Here is a 15,467-nt window from a genome sequence, read left to right as displayed (position 1 = left end):
GGTTCTGAAGTCTGGCAGCCGCGTCGTGCTGCCCGTTGGAACTGCCGAATGACGCGCTTCATCCTCAAGCCGTTCTCGGCCGAGATGGTTGAGGCGCATCTCGAGGAAATCCTGCCGGACAGGCAGTAGCCGGAACGGCTGCGCGCCTCAGCCACGCCGCAGATAACGAACTATAATTCCTATTCAGATTTGCCTTCCGCTCCCAGAGAAACCTATAGTGCCGCGAAGATCGGGGGCGCTGATGCCTGAGATGGTGGGTCTCGATGGCGCGGGCACGAGTGCCGGCCAGCACTCCGGCCGCAGTCGCGGCGCGGCTACCCGCAACACGGCCTACATCCATGCGGGTCTTGCGCGGATCATTGAGGGCGAGATCCTGCCGCGCCTCGCGCTCGCCCACCAAGAAGGCAAGCAAGCGCTCGCATCGGATACGCAATCGCCTACTCCAGAACGCGTTGCGGCGTTCGCCCAGGCGCTCATGGAGGGCAGCCCGCATGGTGAATGGGTGCGCGCTCTCCTGGAAGAGGGCTTATCCCTAGATACTCTCTTGCTCGACCTGTTCGCCCCAGCAGCGCGCCGCCTCGGGCAACTCTGGGAAGAGGACGAGGCAGACTTCCTCGATGTTGCAGTCGCGCTCGGCCGCCTTCAGAGCCTCACCCGCGCGGTGTGTGCCCACTTGGAGGGTGAGGATGTTCCAATGAGCGGGCGGCGCGTCCTCCTGCTACCCTGCCCTGGTGAGACGCACCTCTTCAGTCTGGCCCTCGTGGCAAGCTTCTTTCGCGAGGCGGGCTGGGACGTCGTCTTGTCGAACGGAGTGGACCAGGATCCCGCCACTCTGATCCAGGCGGAACAGTTCGATCTGATCGGCATCTCGCTGTCCTGCGACGTGCTCCTGCCGGCGATGGCCGACTTCGTGGCTAAGCTGCGTGCAGCCTCGTGCAACCCGGGCGTTCGCGTCATGGTCGGCGGCCCGCTGTTCCTGCGGGAGCCTGCCAGTGCAACCACCATTGGGGCAGACGCTGCCGCCGACGATGGGCGGTCCGCCGTCGCGGTGGCCGAGGCCCTGTTCGCGTGATGGCGGGGCCACGTCCGTCATCGGCCCTGGTGAAACGGCGAGGCGTGGATCCGTTTTCGCGCAGAAGGTGTTAGAGGCGGGCCGGGTCAACCTGTGAGGTCCAGACGTTGCCGGACTTCGACGAGCATCTAGCGCATGAATTCGTCCGGGGGCTCGTGCAATCTTCCATTGCCCGAGGGGTCGATCCAATTGCTCGTCTTCAGCAGTTTCGCTCGCTGCAGCAGGTAACCACCGTCATGGCGCGGGAACCTGCGGTTATTCAAGCGGCCGAACATCTGATCCAGGCGATTGACGTCGCCCTATGCGAATTGGCGCCCATAAAATCATAGACTCAATCAACGAGCAGCACGGTCGCGCTGTGCACGGGCAAAATGTTTGGTGGATGGTAGGGCTCTCAGCGGCCTCTGAAATCGCTGCTAGGCTTCATGGCCCGCTCTACGGCTTCCATGGCGTTCTCCAAGGCTTTGGCCTCGCTGCGGTGCGGGCGATCAGACCGCTCGATCAGCTTACCGCTCCGGCGGATCGCCCACTGGAAGTGGCCCTCCGGCTTGGTAAGCGGCAAGACTTCGATGGAGTAGGGGGGCGGCACGTCTGACATGCCTACCCTATGCCCTGTCAAATGCGATGGCGCCACCGCAGAAGCGACGCCATCGAGCCTGTGTGGGCCTGCTGCGGCTCAGGCGCTTTTCAGGTTGGCGGCGCTCTCCTTGCCACTGCGCCGGTCAGCCTCGATGTCGTAAGAGACCTTCTGACCCTCGATCAGGTTGCGCATCCCGGCGCGCTCGACGGCCGAGATGTGAACGAACACGTCCTTGCCGCCGTCGTCGGGCTGGATGAAGCCGTATCCTTTGGTCTCGTTGAACCACTTCACGGTGCCAGTAGCCATCGCAACAATCCTAATCGTATGCGGCACGCCAATGTGGCGCGCCATCAGGTTCGAACTGGCCGTATCGGCCGCCCGTTCCGTCAGCTTTCGTGCCACTTCATCATCCGCGCTATCCTTGCCGCCCATAGAGGCGCAGGATGCCGTCATCGGCGAATGGACGGCCTCAGGCTCCCACGCTTGAGGTTCTGGGTCCCGCCCTTTGCAGCGGATAGGCGTGCGCATGGCAGACGTCGTGAGCTTTCCAGCCGACCGGCGCTCCTCTTGCACGATCTCGCCATATCGGGCTTACCGGTTCGCACCAGACGGCAGCGTCAGATCGACGATCTTGATTGAGGCTGACACCGACGCGGAGGCTGCAGAACGTGCTCTGCACCTGAGCGACGGAGATCGCGTCGAACTCTGGTCACGTGCACGCTTCGTCGCCCATGTCGGCCCGTTGGACGGCCCGGTCGCGTCATCAATCAGGCTGCTTGAGGACGAGCCGACGATGGACCCGTGAGCGTTGCCCTCGAGCGAACGCCCTCGGATCAATCTCGTCAGGCCTTCGTGACCAGCTTGCTGGCCTTGAAGTTCTTGCTTCTCGGCTCGGCCTTGCGCGGGTCCGGCTTGTCGGCAAGCAGACGCCTCACGCGTTCGTTGAAGTCTTCGGGGATAACGGCCTGAGCTTTGCCGGTCGTGAGTTCGCGAGCCATCTCGGCCTCCGCTCCGTTGCCCAGAGCACGGGAATGCGCGGAGGGACGCCTTCTATATGGGCTCTTACACGACGGAGCGCTGATTGATGGCGATCACAGCTACCGTGGGTTTTCCGGCCCAGCGGGGCGTGTTTCAGATCTCGACTACGGCCGTAGTGGGTGAGTGCGTCTGTTCGCTCTTGCCTTCACGTTCTTTATCGTAATTAAGGTCATTCGTGTCGAGGAAAGCTTGAACGCCGACCGGGTGTTTCGGCACTCCGAGCAGTCGCGCTAACCCATCAGCGACACCGCGACGGACGGCATCCTCCAATTCGTGGTCGTCCTTGCTGCCCACAACCGTAAAATTCATGCGGACGCTCCACCGAAATCTCCACGTAGGTTAATTTAACGGATCGTTCTCGGTTCCAATTGGGTCAGGTCCGCTGGCTTGCGGATGATAGTGCGGATACCTGTTTCGGTGGAGGTCTTGCGGGCTGTCGGGGCACCACGCCCAAGAGACCGCAGGTCGCTTCGATCGTGACCAGCACGGTGAAGCCCAGCAACGGCTGCGTGCTGCTGATCTGCGTGAAGAGCCGGTAGCTCACCGGCCCGCGCCCTTCTTGGCGAACTCCCAGACCGGAATGCCCCACTGTTGGCCCTGCTTGTTCCGGTAAGCCGAGCCGCGCTCGAACATTACTCGGGTTGGCTCGGCGGCCTGCGCCTGGTTGCCGGTGATCATCACCCCGCAGACCTCGATCCGCAGCGTCCCGTGTTCCGGATGGAGCGCAAACAACTCGACTGCCGTTCAGCCGAGCGCGTGCGCCTCAGCGCCCAGACGGTCGCAGAAGTCGATGGCGGCTTCCCGGATCGGCGCCCAGTGGGCCAGGACGAGATACCGGCAGGGCGAGGCATGTGGAGACAGGTCCTCGATAGCGCTGCACCAGAGGGCGGCTGCGTCGGGGAGCATGGAGGGCGCGAAACTGGAAGCCATTCGCGAGCTACGGCAGCCGCGATCGGATACCCATGCGGCCAGAAGCGGGGGTTGCCCAGGATACAGGGAGGCGAACAGCGGTGTGGCGTTGAGGCGCTGGCGATCCGCGCTCCAGCATGGCAGGTCGGTGCCATGCCGAACCCTGATCCGCAGACCTGTGAAGTGAAGATCGGGGGCGCGTGGATCGCCGTCAGTCTGGACGAAGCTGCGGCCCAGCACATCATGGCCATCAAGCGCTGTCCGGCCTGTCACGGGCGTGTAGCACTTAGCGGGACGTACAGCGGACCGAACGTCCAACGGCGCCTGTATCACCGCAAGGCGCACAGCGGCTGCCCGCTCAAGTCTGACACGTACTCCGGTACACCGTCGCCACATCCGCAGGCTGTGACATAGCCCTGCATCTGCCCCGCCGCCCGATCCAATGAGAAAAGCCCACCCTGGTGTTCCAGGTGCGGGCTTGTTGCGACTGCGCCGGCGAGGCCGCACCGAGGCCAAGGGGGAATAGGCCTCGGTGCTGCTCTTCCGGCGCTCGCCCCCCGACCGGTCGCTGCGGTCATTCTGGCATCGTATCGTTAATGGTCCGTCAACGGGTGCTGTTCTGTTCGTGCTTGCCCATGACACACGGCCGGTTGATGCCGGCGTTCTCGGTTATCCGCCTCGCCATGTTCTGCGCCCGTTCTAGATCCTGCCTGCGGATCACAGGATGGACAACGGCGAGGCGAGGGGTCTTCGTCCGGGCCGAGGAGGTCGCCTTCTTGGAGGTGGTCTGGCGAGTGGATGTAGATGCAGAAACACGGCTCAGTCGTGGCCCGCTGCTGGCATGGCTCTGAAGCTGATCGCCATGCGGTTGTAGGCGTTCATTAGGTCGCGGACTCATTAAGCTCGCAGCCAGACCCGCAGGGCTGCGAGCTTGACGCTGGCTAGGAAGTTGTCGGGATCCTTGTCGTAACGGGTGGCGACTGCCCGGAAGTGCTTGATCTTGCTGAAGAAGCGCTCGACCAAGTTGCGGTACTTGTACAGGAACGGGCTGAACGCCGGCACTCGCTTGCGGTTGGGCATCGGCTTCACATTCGCCCACGCGCCCTGCTCCGCCATCCGAGTGCGAAGCGCGTCGCTGTCATAGGCTCGATCCCCCAGCAGGATCTGGCCCGCGCCCAGACCGCCCAGCATGTCGGCCGCCGCGCGCCCAGCGTGCGCTTGACCCTCGGTGATCTTGAGCGCCACCGGACGGCCGTCGGCATCTACCAGCGCGTGGATCTTGCTCGTCAGGCCGCCGCGCGAGCGACCCATGCCACCGGATCGGCCGTCTTTTTTTGGGCGCAGGCGGCATGCTGGTGAACCCGCACGCTGGTCGCGTCGATCATCTGCAGGTCGCCGTCGTAAGCCTTTGACACCGCATCCAAAAGCCGATCCCAGATGCCACGCTTGCGCCAGCGCCGAAAACGGTTGCCGCAGGTCGTATGTGGGCCGTAGCGCGCCGGGAGGTCGGCCCAGGGCGCGCCCGTGCGCAGCCGCCAGAAGATCCCGTTCAGCACCCGCCGATCATCCACGCGCTCCTTGCCGCGCACGTCCGTCGGCAACAGCGGTTCGATCACCGCCCACTCCGCATCCGTCAGATCAAACCGCGCCATCAAGACCCTCCTGCTCAGAGGGCTAACAACGCCGCGGTTCAACCGTGCCAGCCGTTATCGGTTCGCGACCTAGTTCAGTTAGATCACCTGAACGCGCGGCCGGGATCAGGACCAGGAAGCCGAAGCGGCTGAGACCCTGATGCCGGAAGTGGCGGCCGAGGCGCAGCCCGAGGCGTTCGTGACCCAAGTGTCGCCTCTTTGGTGGGACGGTCGCGGGAACATCGTGGCCGCTGTCGGCGTAGCGCTTCTCGACCTCGCCAAGGTGCGCAGATGCCGACCACGCTCCCTAGCCGCTCCAACACTGCTGCACTCGTTCAACGCCTGTCCTGGCCCGACACAGCCCGGCTCCTGATCCTGATGTTGAGGGTGCGGTGGCTCAACCGCCAGCTGGAGGGTGCCCGCCGACGCGTTGCGCGTCAGGGCCTTGATGTTGCTGGTGTTGACTTGGTTGTCATCGCCCGCCGCTGGCTAGCAACCCACGAGGCCATCCAGGCCTTGCTGGGAACGCCAGAGCCGCTGGAGGTCGCGAAGGTGCGAGCGACCTTGCGTCCGTTGGATGAGATCAGAAGGCGCTCAGCCGCCGCCTCACCTCGTGGATAAGATCAGCTTTCTCGAAGTTGATCCGGGTCCGCCTCGCCTTGCTCAGCCTGACGTGGACGATCGCCGAGCCTTCCACTCTTGCCCGGATGGCACGTAGGGCAAGCGTAGAGGTTAGCGCAAAGCCAATGCGGCCAACCGGTCAGAAGCGTCGTGGTTCTAGTCCGTACAGCCCGACCGAGTGGTTTAACGTGACGGTTGACAGTCGAGAGGTGTTCTAGTCCCGCGTGAGCTTCGGTTCGGGCTTGGCAGCTCGCGTGAGTCTCTGGATCGCACGCGGTGTCCGACCAGCCTTCTGGGCGATCTCGGCCTCTTGCTGCTCGATGAGCTGACGCGCGGGCTCGTCGCCGTCTAAGCCGCCCAGGATCTCCATCGGCACGCGCCGGTTCGAGGCGCGGCTGCCATCCTCGAACACGACGTCAAACAGGATTGAGCCCCGATCCTGAGGATATTGCTTCACGCGCTTTGCCATGCCGGGCTGATACGCTGACAGGCTCGGCAGCACCAGAACGAAGGACGCGATTGACGCTTTAGCCGTACAGGAGGAGGCTCATGCGGGGGCGGCTACGGAGTTAGCCACCATGAGCGACTACGATCACATCCTAAACTGGAAGCTTCTCCGGGGCTCGCACGCCTTCCCTGGACCAGACGGCGGCACCTGCATCAACGAGGCGGCGATTTTGGCAGCCGGGTTTCGCTATCGGCCCGTCCGGTCGGCCAATTCGATGCCGCCCTGCTTCTCCCGGCCAATCTGCCAACTCGCCATGCATCTGAACGATATGGCGACGGACACGCAGCGGCAGCGCCTGATACCATTTGTGACGCGGCTAGCCTGTGCGGACACACCCGCAGCCGAGCTTGAGCGGACCCGTTACATCGACGCACAAATCGGCTGCCCGCTGTTCCCGGATTATTTCAGCTTCGACAAAGGGCTCAAAGCTCTCGAAGGTGCGCTCGCCATCGGGCGACGAGCGGATCCGCTGGAAGAGGAAGAGGTGGCAAGCCGGTTGGACGCAGTTCGTGGCCCAGACAACTCCACCAAGAAGCGCCCCGGCATCCTGCCTGCGAAGGTGAAGGGTTGGCTGGGCCTGTCGCAGGCGCTTGAAAGCGCGGAGTAACGCTCAGTCCGAGGCGATGCCAAGGAGCCGACGAGAAACAGCCCCTAATCCTCGCTTAGGGCCTGCAGATCGTCGCGCTTCGTGAACAGATCGTCGAGATGCCGCCGATAGACCTCGATGCTCGCTCGTTCGCGGTTGGCGCCCTCAACCGACAGGGTCGGGTCGCTGAGGGCGTGCGTCGAAGACCGGACACTCTCCTGCAGGATGGCGATCTCGCGCTCGACCTTCTCAAGCTCGGTCATCGTTGCCCCAACGTTGACTTAACGGTGCCGCCCGGCCGACATGAGCCGTTCCGGTGCGGCCTTGCTTGGAGAACAACCTATCATCCACCGGCATTCAGCAGAACCGGCGAAGGGCTGACAACGGGGCAGCGCGTAATCCCAGCCGAGGCGACCTCATGAGAGATCTCGCGGGTCGTGGAGCGGGTCGAGCTATGCGGTAACAGTCTGCGGCTGGACGGTTTGAAGAACGCCGTAGAAGCCGATGATGTGCCTGTCTCAAGCCACCGGCACTGACACGGCTGCGATCTTCACTTCACCTGCAGGGTTCGGCCGTGTGACGCAGGTGGGATCACTGAGTCTCTGACCATTGTTATAGAACGAGGGGCATGGAGGAGAGTTAGTTGTGGGGATCAAGACAAGCTTAGCGGTTACCGTTCTTGTTGCTGGGCTAGTAGGACCGGCTCCAGCTTGGGCTTGGACTTCACCAGGCTGCGTCAATCTCCCCGAATACGAGCGGGCCCTCGGTGCTCTCCAGGGTATGACGAGCGCCTGCGATATGAGCATCGAAAAGGCGAATAGGATCGTCGCCGCTCAGGGATACAGACCCGGAGGCTTATTCGGTGCGCTCTTGAGCGGTCCGACCCGACCGGAAGCCGAAGCTGTTCCGATCTCGGGCTACTCCCAGAGCCGCGCACCGGAGCCGTACCACCGCCGCGCTCACCACAACACCGCTCATAACCGCGAAGCCGTCGTTCGCTGAACTGCACTCGCTTAAATAGCACAGCCACATGCACACCTTGGTCAAGACCAAGGGCACCAAACGGGACGTGTGCCGTGACGGAGCGAACCGGTTCGGTGCGCGATCGATCCAGATGGGACGATAGGCGACCGGCCGGTATGCACCTGCTACAGCGCCGTTTCTTCCTGCCAGTGCGCCTGAGGCATACGCGACACCACATGGCCCGCGGCGGGCAAGCACGTGACGACAGGCGCCTCTGGGCCGGTTCCCTCGGGCTCGCCCGTGAGGCCGTGGCCGGGCAATCGTGTGGGAGTCGGCGCGGCGGGAGAACTGGACACTGCAAGCGCTGGATTACGGCCTATCATTGCAGGCGGGCCGCGTTGGTATCGGCCTTGATCCAGCGTGGCGAGAGGATGTCGCTGTCCTCGGTGATAATCCAGGGCTGCCCGTCCTCGGCATTCATGGCCTCAGCCGCCTCAGCAAGCGCCTCGCGGAGCATTGGGAACTCGTGGCCCCCCGCGAAAGGGGTGCCCGGCCGTGGCCAAGCCACACGGTCAACTCGGCACGCTTCTCGAGATCGGCTCGCGTCATGCCCTCGCTCATGTCTGTTGCGGAAGCGCCTGTGCCTACCGCCGGCCTGCGGCGATCATTCGGCGGTTTGGTTACGGATCTGACTCTACCGGCTCACGACTGAGCGGGGCTGAGAGATGCGGAAGCCCGCTCCCAAGACCAGGGGCAAGCCTGGCTTCAACACTCCCCATCCGCCTGCATGCCAATCAAACAGTTTGATATCCGACAATTCAAAGTTGGAAGGCCTAAGTTTTCGAAATCTTTGCCGCACCCTTACAAACGGAACTTTGCGACTTTGTGCGAGTATGCCCACATACCTTGAGTTTCACGTGCATATCTGCCGGGTTTTTACATGCGCACACCGTTACTGATCGCGGTGGCCACGCTCATTAGCGTGGCCTCTTATCCTGCCCTGGCCCAAGGTATGGACCAGATGGGGACTGGCCGAGGGGGTGCCTCGGCTGAGGGGGCGCCCGGCATGGTGCATACGGGACGGAGGGCGCCGCACCCGAGCGTACTTGGGCCTCAGGAGACTGGCAGCATCCTGCGGCGCACTCAGAACGATCAGCGCAACGATACGATCACCGAGGGCATCTGCATCGGCTGCTCTCGTTAAAAAGTCCGGGTCCACACGGCGCTGACACAACGCCGCAAGCAGCAGCGGCTTATCGCATCGCACCCCATATCTGTTGCAGCGCACGCAGGGCTCGGCCCTGCGCTTTACGGAGTACCCCATGTCGAATTTGAAAGACCGCGCAGCTGCGCGCATCGCTCTCGTGCCCGCGGCCGTTGCACCTGGGTATGCGGATGCAATGGCGCGGCTGCCGCGTGTGCAGATCATTAAGCGCCGCCCTTCGGCAGACCGTGATCTACCAGCGGTAAGTTCGTTCAACTGAGGCAGACGGCCCGCCCCTCAGAGAGCGGGCCTCACGCCGCCTTCAATTTCGCAACCCGCAGGCCGGCTTTCCGCGTAAAATCCGCGGCGCAACGGCACGCTGAGGCGTCCTCGCCCACGAGCAGATGCCATCGGGGAACTCTGACCCGTACAACCGGTTGGCCCGGCAACTGTGTCGAGCAGAACCACCCTCACGGTGCTCGACAGTGGTTTCGCCCGGCCAGGGATCATCTCTCCTTGGTCGGGCTTTTCTGTCCGCCAGCAACACAAAGATTCAAATCTGCGACGCCTTGTACTTCCCGTGACGGGATCCAGCGTGCAGCAAACCGGGTTTTTAGATCACGCTTCTGGATAGGAGATGATCCTGATGAAACGTCTTGCTCTTGCCTCAACGGCGGTCTTGGCCGCGCTCGCTTTCGTTCCGACTGGTGCTGATGCACGCGGCTTTGGCGGCGGTGGTTTCCACGGTGGCGGCTTTGGTGGCGGGTTCCGTGGCGCTGGGTTCCGCGGTGGCTATGGAGGCTTTCGGGGTGGGTACGGTGGCTTCCGCGGCGGCTATGGTCGTTACGGCTACGGATACGGTCGTGGATATGGCTACGGCGGCCTGGGACTTGGCCTCGGCTTGGCCACGGGTGCTGCCCTTGGATACGGCCTCGCTGGCGGGTACGGCTATCCCTATGGCGGCTACGGTTACGGCTACGACGGCTACGCCCCCGTGGGCTACTATGCCGGCCCGTACGGCTACTACCGCCGGCCTTACGGCTACGGGTACTACGGCTACTGAGCGCGACGCACGGGCGCCATACACGCGCCCGTAACCGAGGCCTCTCCATCATGCTTTCGGGCCAAGTTGCGTATCGGCTCGGCTCACGCTGGTGAGATCGGACGCTCCTCCGCCCCATGAGCAGTTCGGGGCGGGGCCGAGCGGACGGGCCTGCCGGAACCCATGTGGTCCGTACGCCTTCCTCTCACAACACCAAGGGAGGCCAGCATGGGACACGACGTAGACGCGGCGCGCGAAGCCTTCGGCACGGTACCGCAGGCCCCACTACACCGTGAGAACAAGAACATCACGCCGGAAGCGGGCGGCAGCGGCCCGCACTCTCCAGGAAGTCCAATGCCTGATGTTGGCGAGGCACCTGAGAGCGGCGGCTACGACAACCGGCCGGACATGCCCAGGCCCGACAACGCCAAGGGCGGCCACGGCGCTGGCTGACGTGCAACGACGTGATCGGAGACTCAGCACGTGGAAGCCAATGACCTGAAGCACCCGCTCTTTCGCGTGCTCACATTCCGTGACGGGCAGCAGGTGATCGCCGAGGATGTCAAGACCGAGGTGGCTGCACGGACGCGCTTCGCCTCAGCGGTTGACCTTTGCAAGACTCGCGACGACGCCCACGGCCATCATGTCGAGCTGCATGCCGGGTCGGAAGTGCTGGAGAGGTGGTCGAGCGCTGAGGCCTGACGTCGCTGGCTCCACCAGCAGACTGAACCGCGATTGCCGCGGGCGGTCGGCTTACGAGCCGATTCCCCGCGCCGCCAACACGGCGCGAAGTGCTTGTGCGAGCCCTTCGAGGGCGAACGGCTTACGCAGGAAGCGTGCCCCCATCGGCATCTGCTCCTCGCTCGGCCACTCCACTCCCGACACGATCAGGATCGCGACCTCTGGCCAGCGCGCCGCTACGGCTTTTGCCAGGGTGAAGCCGCTCAAGGGCTCACCGGCGAGGTCGACGTCTGCAACCATGGCCACGAGCTCTGGACGGGCCGCCAAGTGGGCCTGAGCCGCCTCCACTGTCGAAGCCTCGGCGACCTCGTACCCAGCATCCCGCAACGCCGCAGCCGCTTCCATGAGCTGCACGGGATCGTCCTCGACAATCAGCACGGCAAGCCGCGGCGTGAAGGCGTCCGCCATTCAGGACCTCCGCATGATCGGTGCTACATCAACGCAGCTGGCCCTGATTGTGTCTCATTCGATCGCACCGGGCTCGGGCTGCTGCCAGCCGATCCGCGCGGTGTCCGTCTGGGTGACGTTGCCGTGCCGATCCCGGTACGCCCGGGTGGTGGGCTCACTGGCGTTTCCGCCAGTGAGATCCGAGCTGACGCACTACAGGGCAAGTGTACGTCCAGGCTCGTTGGCCTTACTTGGCGAGATCCTCGGCCATCTTCTGGTGGTGCTCAACGATCGGCAGCGTCTTCTCCGCAAACGCCTTCAGGTCCGCGTTATCGCCGCCCTTGGCGTAGCGCCTGTACAGGTCGACCGTATCCTTGTGGCCGGAAATCTGATCGGAGCGGTACTGGTTCTCGAAATCGTCGCCGTTCAAACCCTTGAGTTTATCGAGCATGCTCTGGTGCTTGCTGTCGAGAGATCCCGGAATGTCCGCCTTCACCTTGCCGCTTTGAACTAAGTTTTTGATGGCTTCGCTCGATGTGGCGTGGTCGGCAATCATCTTGTTCGCAAAATCGTTTACCTTCGTGCCCTTCTTCTCCTGAGCAAGCTTACTCGACTGGATTTCGAACATGTCGCTGATAGCAGCCTCAGTGACGAAGTCCTGCGTATTCGGGCTGGCGCCGACTAGCGAGTTCAGACCAGTCTTCTCGGACACGCTCTCGGCGAGAGCTGGGCCAGTGAAAACCAGGCATATAGCTAAGATAGCGAGCTTCTTCATGACGGTCCCTCCTGATTTGTGTCAGGAAACTGTGGAGCGCCGATGCCGTTCCGCACGAAACATTCCGCCCACCGCGGCGGTCCGGCGCGACTGGCCTCGCAAGAGGCTGGCGAGCCGCACCTTGGGCACGAACAGTCACCTGTCGGCGTTCCTCACCGCCTGTGTTGCGTAGCCGGAGAATGGCCTTGGAGATCGTTAGCCCGTTCGCGCCACCGAGGAAGAGGCGGAAGACCGGGTTGCTGAACCCCGCCTCTCGCGGTCCAGACGATCGAGGAGACAGCATATTCCAGGCGGGCATGTTTGCGCTGATCGCGCTCGATCTCGTGATCAGGTTCGGGACCGACCTCTGGCATCTGTTGCCGTAGTCGGCCGATCAGCGAGGGCCACGCCCTCAGCGCGTTTTGTTCGTTAATCCGCTGCAGCCGCCGCCGTCCACACCCCAGCTGACGACCTGTGATAAGCGTCCCGTGCGGCACGGTGCGCGCACGGTGATCAAGGAAGCCAGCGAGGCCTAGCATCGCGGCAACCCCGCCGAGATTGACCACGATCTGCAGGAGGCCTGTGACATCGAAGGTGCAGTAGAGGATGCGGCCAATGAGTGCCGCCAAGCACCCCGCCGCGAAGATCTTCAACGAATGCCTGCCGATCCATAACTGGCACGTACTGGTCGACGCAGATTTCTACGACACTCTTGCTAGTCCAGTACAATTTGGCCCTTTCCGAACGCCTTTGCCGCAATGGTGATGAGGCCCTCGAACCGTCGCGAGAGCGGGTGCGACTGGCCGAAGCTTTGGCGGCTCGGGTGAACCTGCTGTCGCTGGCAACGATGCGGTGAGGCGTAAGTCGCCAAGCTAGCGACTCTACTTGGCCGAGGGTTGGACAACGTGGCGAAGGCACCCACGCTCGCTGACCTATCGCCACTGGGGTTATGTGGCGATCACAGTGAGCGTGGGCGGCCGGGGCTGCCTGCCTAGCGCCCCGACGGGCCAGACTGGCTTGGATCAGTCGCGTTGGTCTTGATCAATGTCGGCATCCACGTCCTCTTTTGGCCTTGAGGGGGGGAAGATGGCTTCCCAGAGGGCGTGGAGGTCGGCGCGACGCTGATGCGACAGATTATTCAAGGCCGAATGCCATGCCATGTCAGACGTGGCAGCCAGGCCGCGCAAAGGCTTCCTCCTCAGGAGCCCCAGCACAGGCGTGGAGATCGGCACGAGGCTGACGACGCTAAGTTAATCGGCGAGAAAGACAGCGGTCCTTAACATGCGATAATTATGCCGATGTACTTCGATGATTTACCGAAAAAACGGCATGCAAAAGCCAATCGTTCCAAGCGCTACAACAATCAACACGCCGCCAATATTTTCCATCAATGTCCTTTGGGATGGATCTTTGGCAGCCAAATGCGCAACTGCCACGCCATAAACAAGGCAAATCAGGACGAAAAACGGCTTCATCCGATAATTGTAATATATCTGGTGCAGAAGTGCAAATTTGATTAACTCTGCAGATTGAAGATCTCATGTCTACAGGGAGCGTGGAGCAGAAAATGACACACCAGCGGATCTAAGAAGCTGTTTTGGATGAGGGACTGGTTCTATCTGATGAGCCGGCCGTTACGGATGGCTGATCGCCCCATCCCACACGAACGCCGCCCGCGCATCCGGTGCGGGTGGCTCAAGCAAAGAGCGCCCACGCCGCCGATCTATCGTCGTAGGGGGGCCAACGGCAATCACCGCGGACGTGGGCGGCCGAGGACCCCATCCGGAGCCCCGACTCGCAAGAACCAACCTGGATGAGCTACCCGCAGCTTGATCAAAGTGGACATCCCCCCGTCTGCCCCAATCATCTGACGAAGGCGTTGAACGGGCAGAAGCGGCTGGCGCCGAGGTGCCGAGCCCTTGCGCCAAATCGCAAAAGACGGCCCCAGCAGCGGTGTCGTCCACGGTCGAGCCTCAGATGGCGTCGCCAGCAGCGACCGCCGAGTTGCTATCTGCGGTGGCGAAAGTGCCGATGCATCAAGCGGCGTTCCGCGCGATGCATGCGGCGGATCGGGTGCCAGCGAACGTCGGTGATGCTGTCCTGGGCGCCGGTGATAGTGGCGGCTGGAGCCGGACTGAAAGGCGCCGCCGAAGCCGGCGTAGTGAGGGCGGCGGCACTGAACGCGGGCAGCATAGCCGCGGTGATCATAGATGTTCGCAAGCGACGTCTCCTCTCGTGCCATGCTCCGGCCGGGAGCATCCCTGCCGTTACGGATCTCGGCCTGGCCCGGAAGGCGATCCACGAGGCCCGTCAGCTGCGCGACGCGTAGGTGATTTTTCTCACTCCATGCGGCTGAAACGCAACCTATACAGACTCGCTACGGGACGTTCTCCAATCCTGTGCTGATGATCGGCGGTCAAACAAGGGGTGGCCGTGATGAAGGTTTATCGAGTTCGGCAGAGCGTAACTGGGACAATCCTCTGGACCGGCTCGGCGACGGATCCGCTCGCCGCCTTGGACGCCATGGCCCACGAGGCTGGGTACTACGACCATTCCGACATTCCTGATTACCTGCGAGCCGGCGGCATCCAGGTCGAGGAGATCCGGCCCTAGGGCTCCGAGCTGCCGAGCTATGTGCGCCAGGGCGGCTTGCGCGGTGCCATCCCGCAAGCCGAGGAGTGGGGCAGCTGGGCGGATCGTGAGATTGCCCGGCGGTGCGCGGTTCACCACGAGATAGTTGGCCGCGTACGGGCTGAACATCTGGCGGAAACGCCAAATGCGGCCCGCACGGTCTCGCGCGGCGGCACGGTCTGCTCACTGGACGCCGGCCGCATCGGCCGCCAGCAGCCCGAGACCGATCCGCCTGCCCAAGATAGCGTCCCCGCGCCGGGCACGCTTGAGTGCGACGCAATCGGGGGCGACTGCGTTGATGTAGCACCGATCATGCGGAGGTCCTGAATGGCAGACGCCTTCGCGCCACGGCTCGCCGTGCTGATTGTCGAGGACAATCCCGTGCAGCTCATGGAAGCGGCTGCAACGTTGCGGGATGCTGGGTACGAGGTCGCCGAGGCCTCGACTGTGGAGGCCGCTCAGGCCCATCTGGCGGCTCGCCCCGAGCTTGTAGCCATGATCGCGGACGTGAACTTGGCCGGCGAACCCTTGAGCGGCTTTACCCTGGCAAAAGCCGTAGCGGCGCGCTGGCCCGAAGTCGCCATCCTGATCGTATCGGGAGTGGAGTGGCCGGGCGAGGAGCAAATGCCAACGGGCGCGCGGTTCCTGCGTAAGCCCTTCGCGCATGACGGGCTCGCCGAAGCCCTTCGCGCCGTGCTGGTAACGCGAGGTAGGGCTTTTCAAGCCTGGATCGAGATGTACTGAGCGCAGTCTTAACGGCGCATTTACCATGCGGCTCCAAGCGTCAGCACGTAATCGGA

21 protein-coding genes are annotated in these 15,467 nt (G+C 63.1%); 8 read left to right on the top strand and 13 right to left on the bottom strand.

Annotated features, from left to right (window positions below; all coding sequences use genetic code 11):
- The first annotated feature begins 241 nt into the window (after nt 1-241).
- Nucleotides 242-1,072, top strand: a complete 831-nt coding sequence (locus tag ABIE45_RS06475; RefSeq protein WP_192711686.1) for a cobalamin-dependent protein — start codon at nt 242-244, stop codon at nt 1,070-1,072.
- A gap of 107 nt (nt 1,073-1,179) precedes the next feature.
- The gene (locus tag ABIE45_RS06470; protein ID WP_192711685.1) at nt 1,180-1,401 is read left to right on the top strand and encodes a hypothetical protein; all 222 of its coding nucleotides are present in this window, start codon (nt 1,180-1,182) and stop codon (nt 1,399-1,401) included.
- A 65-nt stretch (nt 1,402-1,466) separates the two neighbouring features.
- On the opposite strand, the gene ABIE45_RS06465 is transcribed toward ABIE45_RS06470, so the two are convergent.
- Nucleotides 1,467-1,670: a hypothetical protein gene (locus ABIE45_RS06465; protein ID WP_192711684.1), complete on the bottom strand. Its 204-nt coding sequence runs from the start codon at nt 1,668-1,670 to the stop codon at nt 1,467-1,469.
- 78 nt (nt 1,671-1,748) lie between these two features.
- The gene (locus ABIE45_RS06460) at nt 1,749-1,958 is read right to left on the bottom strand and encodes a cold-shock protein (protein ID WP_192711697.1); all 210 of its coding nucleotides are present in this window, start codon (nt 1,956-1,958) and stop codon (nt 1,749-1,751) included.
- A gap of 220 nt (nt 1,959-2,178) precedes the next feature.
- Between ABIE45_RS06460 and ABIE45_RS06455 the strand changes: the two genes are divergently transcribed.
- Nucleotides 2,179-2,457: a hypothetical protein gene (locus ABIE45_RS06455; RefSeq protein WP_192711683.1), complete on the top strand. Its 279-nt coding sequence runs from the start codon at nt 2,179-2,181 to the stop codon at nt 2,455-2,457.
- A 37-nt stretch (nt 2,458-2,494) separates the two neighbouring features.
- On the opposite strand, the gene ABIE45_RS06450 is transcribed toward ABIE45_RS06455, so the two are convergent.
- From ABIE45_RS06450 to ABIE45_RS06425, 6 genes are all read right to left on the bottom strand, one after another.
- On the bottom strand, nt 2,495-2,650 hold the full coding sequence (locus ABIE45_RS06450) for a hypothetical protein (RefSeq protein WP_192711682.1): 156 nt from the start codon (nt 2,648-2,650) through the stop codon (nt 2,495-2,497).
- Nucleotides 2,651-2,783: 133 nt separating this feature from the next.
- Nucleotides 2,784-2,999, bottom strand: a complete 216-nt coding sequence (locus ABIE45_RS06445) for a hypothetical protein (protein WP_192711699.1) — start codon at nt 2,997-2,999, stop codon at nt 2,784-2,786.
- Nucleotides 3,000-3,230: 231 nt separating this feature from the next.
- Nucleotides 3,231-3,422: a hypothetical protein gene (locus ABIE45_RS06440; protein WP_373622207.1), complete on the bottom strand. Its 192-nt coding sequence runs from the start codon at nt 3,420-3,422 to the stop codon at nt 3,231-3,233.
- A 12-nt stretch (nt 3,423-3,434) separates the two neighbouring features.
- Nucleotides 3,435-3,596 carry a hypothetical protein gene (locus tag ABIE45_RS06435; RefSeq protein WP_373622206.1) on the bottom strand — a complete coding sequence of 54 codons (162 nt, stop codon included), beginning with the start codon at nt 3,594-3,596 and terminating at the stop codon, nt 3,435-3,437.
- A gap of 900 nt (nt 3,597-4,496) precedes the next feature.
- Nucleotides 4,497-5,251, bottom strand: a protein-coding gene (locus ABIE45_RS06430; RefSeq protein ID WP_373622205.1) for an IS5 family transposase whose coding sequence is annotated in 2 segments (ribosomal slippage) — nt 4,497-4,927 and nt 4,927-5,251 — 756 coding nt in all. Because the reading frame shifts where the segments join, the coding sequence is not laid out codon by codon here.
- A gap of 814 nt (nt 5,252-6,065) precedes the next feature.
- Nucleotides 6,066-6,320 carry a hypothetical protein gene (locus tag ABIE45_RS06425; protein ID WP_192711674.1) on the bottom strand — a complete coding sequence of 85 codons (255 nt, stop codon included), beginning with the start codon at nt 6,318-6,320 and terminating at the stop codon, nt 6,066-6,068.
- Nucleotides 6,321-6,429: 109 nt separating this feature from the next.
- On the opposite strand from ABIE45_RS06425, the gene ABIE45_RS06420 reads away from it, so the two are divergent.
- Nucleotides 6,430-6,966 carry a hypothetical protein gene (locus ABIE45_RS06420; protein WP_192711662.1) on the top strand — a complete coding sequence of 179 codons (537 nt, stop codon included), beginning with the start codon at nt 6,430-6,432 and terminating at the stop codon, nt 6,964-6,966.
- 44 nt (nt 6,967-7,010) lie between these two features.
- On the opposite strand, the gene ABIE45_RS06415 is transcribed toward ABIE45_RS06420, so the two are convergent.
- Both ABIE45_RS06415 and ABIE45_RS06410 read right to left on the bottom strand, forming a co-directional pair.
- The gene (locus ABIE45_RS06415; RefSeq protein ID WP_192711663.1) at nt 7,011-7,208 is read right to left on the bottom strand and encodes a hypothetical protein; all 198 of its coding nucleotides are present in this window, start codon (nt 7,206-7,208) and stop codon (nt 7,011-7,013) included.
- A gap of 1,079 nt (nt 7,209-8,287) precedes the next feature.
- A complete protein-coding gene (locus tag ABIE45_RS06410) occupies nt 8,288-8,425 on the bottom strand; it encodes a hypothetical protein (protein WP_373622204.1) in 138 nt (45 codons plus the stop codon).
- A gap of 1,588 nt (nt 8,426-10,013) precedes the next feature.
- On the opposite strand from ABIE45_RS06410, the gene ABIE45_RS06405 reads away from it, so the two are divergent.
- Complete coding sequence (locus ABIE45_RS06405) at nt 10,014-10,175, top strand: hypothetical protein (RefSeq protein ID WP_192711664.1); 162 nt, start codon at nt 10,014-10,016, stop codon at nt 10,173-10,175.
- A gap of 462 nt (nt 10,176-10,637) precedes the next feature.
- Nucleotides 10,638-10,856, top strand: a complete 219-nt coding sequence (locus tag ABIE45_RS06400) for a hypothetical protein (RefSeq protein ID WP_192711666.1) — start codon at nt 10,638-10,640, stop codon at nt 10,854-10,856.
- Nucleotides 10,857-10,907: 51 nt separating this feature from the next.
- On the opposite strand, the gene ABIE45_RS06395 is transcribed toward ABIE45_RS06400, so the two are convergent.
- The 3 genes from ABIE45_RS06395 to opgC all read right to left on the bottom strand — a co-directional run bounded on the left by ABIE45_RS06395 (nt 10,908) and on the right by opgC (nt 12,704).
- Nucleotides 10,908-11,303, bottom strand: a complete 396-nt coding sequence (locus tag ABIE45_RS06395) for a response regulator (RefSeq protein ID WP_192711667.1) — start codon at nt 11,301-11,303, stop codon at nt 10,908-10,910.
- A 226-nt stretch (nt 11,304-11,529) separates the two neighbouring features.
- Nucleotides 11,530-12,057 (bottom strand): DUF4142 domain-containing protein, encoded by a 528-nt coding sequence (locus ABIE45_RS06390; protein ID WP_192711668.1) that lies wholly within the window; start codon nt 12,055-12,057, stop codon nt 11,530-11,532.
- Between the two features lie 152 nt (nt 12,058-12,209).
- Nucleotides 12,210-12,704, bottom strand: coding sequence for an OpgC domain-containing protein (gene opgC / locus ABIE45_RS06385; RefSeq protein WP_192711675.1), 495 nt, complete (start codon nt 12,702-12,704; stop codon nt 12,210-12,212).
- Between the two features lie 1,768 nt (nt 12,705-14,472).
- On the opposite strand from opgC, the gene ABIE45_RS06380 reads away from it, so the two are divergent.
- Entirely contained in the window at nt 14,473-14,649 is a 177-nt protein-coding gene (locus tag ABIE45_RS06380; protein ID WP_192711669.1) for a hypothetical protein, read from the top strand.
- Nucleotides 14,650-14,994: 345 nt separating this feature from the next.
- Nucleotides 14,995-15,411, top strand: a complete 417-nt coding sequence (locus ABIE45_RS06375; RefSeq protein ID WP_192711670.1) for a response regulator — start codon at nt 14,995-14,997, stop codon at nt 15,409-15,411.
- Nucleotides 15,412-15,467: the final 56 nt, after the last annotated feature.

It is taken from the genome of Methylobacterium sp. OAE515 (assembly GCF_041806315.1).
GTDB classification, from domain to species: domain Bacteria; phylum Pseudomonadota; class Alphaproteobacteria; order Rhizobiales; family Beijerinckiaceae; genus Methylobacterium; species Methylobacterium tardum.
Note: the sequence above shows the minus strand (reverse complement) of the source record. Positions and strands in the feature narration are given on the sequence as shown.

Coding starts and splice junctions, on each gene's coding strand:
- ABIE45_RS06455 (WP_192711683.1), top strand. CDS start 2,179: ATGGCAGACGTCGTGAGCTTTCCAGCCGACCGGCGCTCCTCTTGCACG.
- ABIE45_RS06395 (WP_192711667.1), bottom strand. CDS start 11,303: ATGGCGGACGCCTTCACGCCGCGGCTTGCCGTGCTGATTGTCGAGGAC.
- ABIE45_RS06415 (WP_192711663.1), bottom strand. CDS start 7,208: ATGACCGAGCTTGAGAAGGTCGAGCGCGAGATCGCCATCCTGCAGGAG.
- ABIE45_RS06425 (WP_192711674.1), bottom strand. CDS start 6,320: ATGGCAAAGCGCGTGAAGCAATATCCTCAGGATCGGGGCTCAATCCTG.
- ABIE45_RS06460 (WP_192711697.1), bottom strand. CDS start 1,958: ATGGCTACTGGCACCGTGAAGTGGTTCAACGAGACCAAAGGATACGGC.
- ABIE45_RS06435 (WP_373622206.1), bottom strand. CDS start 3,596: ATGCTCCCCGACGCAGCCGCCCTCTGGTGCAGCGCTATCGAGGACCTG.
- ABIE45_RS06475 (WP_192711686.1), top strand. CDS start 242: ATGCCTGAGATGGTGGGTCTCGATGGCGCGGGCACGAGTGCCGGCCAG.
- ABIE45_RS06375 (WP_192711670.1), top strand. CDS start 14,995: ATGGCAGACGCCTTCGCGCCACGGCTCGCCGTGCTGATTGTCGAGGAC.
- ABIE45_RS06465 (WP_192711684.1), bottom strand. CDS start 1,670: ATGTCAGACGTGCCGCCCCCCTACTCCATCGAAGTCTTGCCGCTTACC.
- ABIE45_RS06390 (WP_192711668.1), bottom strand. CDS start 12,057: ATGAAGAAGCTCGCTATCTTAGCTATATGCCTGGTTTTCACTGGCCCA.
- ABIE45_RS06410 (WP_373622204.1), bottom strand. CDS start 8,425: ATGCTCCGCGAGGCGCTTGCTGAGGCGGCTGAGGCCATGAATGCCGAG.
- ABIE45_RS06445 (WP_192711699.1), bottom strand. CDS start 2,999: ATGAATTTTACGGTTGTGGGCAGCAAGGACGACCACGAATTGGAGGAT.
- ABIE45_RS06380 (WP_192711669.1), top strand. CDS start 14,473: ATGAAGGTTTATCGAGTTCGGCAGAGCGTAACTGGGACAATCCTCTGG.
- ABIE45_RS06450 (WP_192711682.1), bottom strand. CDS start 2,650: ATGGCTCGCGAACTCACGACCGGCAAAGCTCAGGCCGTTATCCCCGAA.
- ABIE45_RS06420 (WP_192711662.1), top strand. CDS start 6,430: ATGAGCGACTACGATCACATCCTAAACTGGAAGCTTCTCCGGGGCTCG.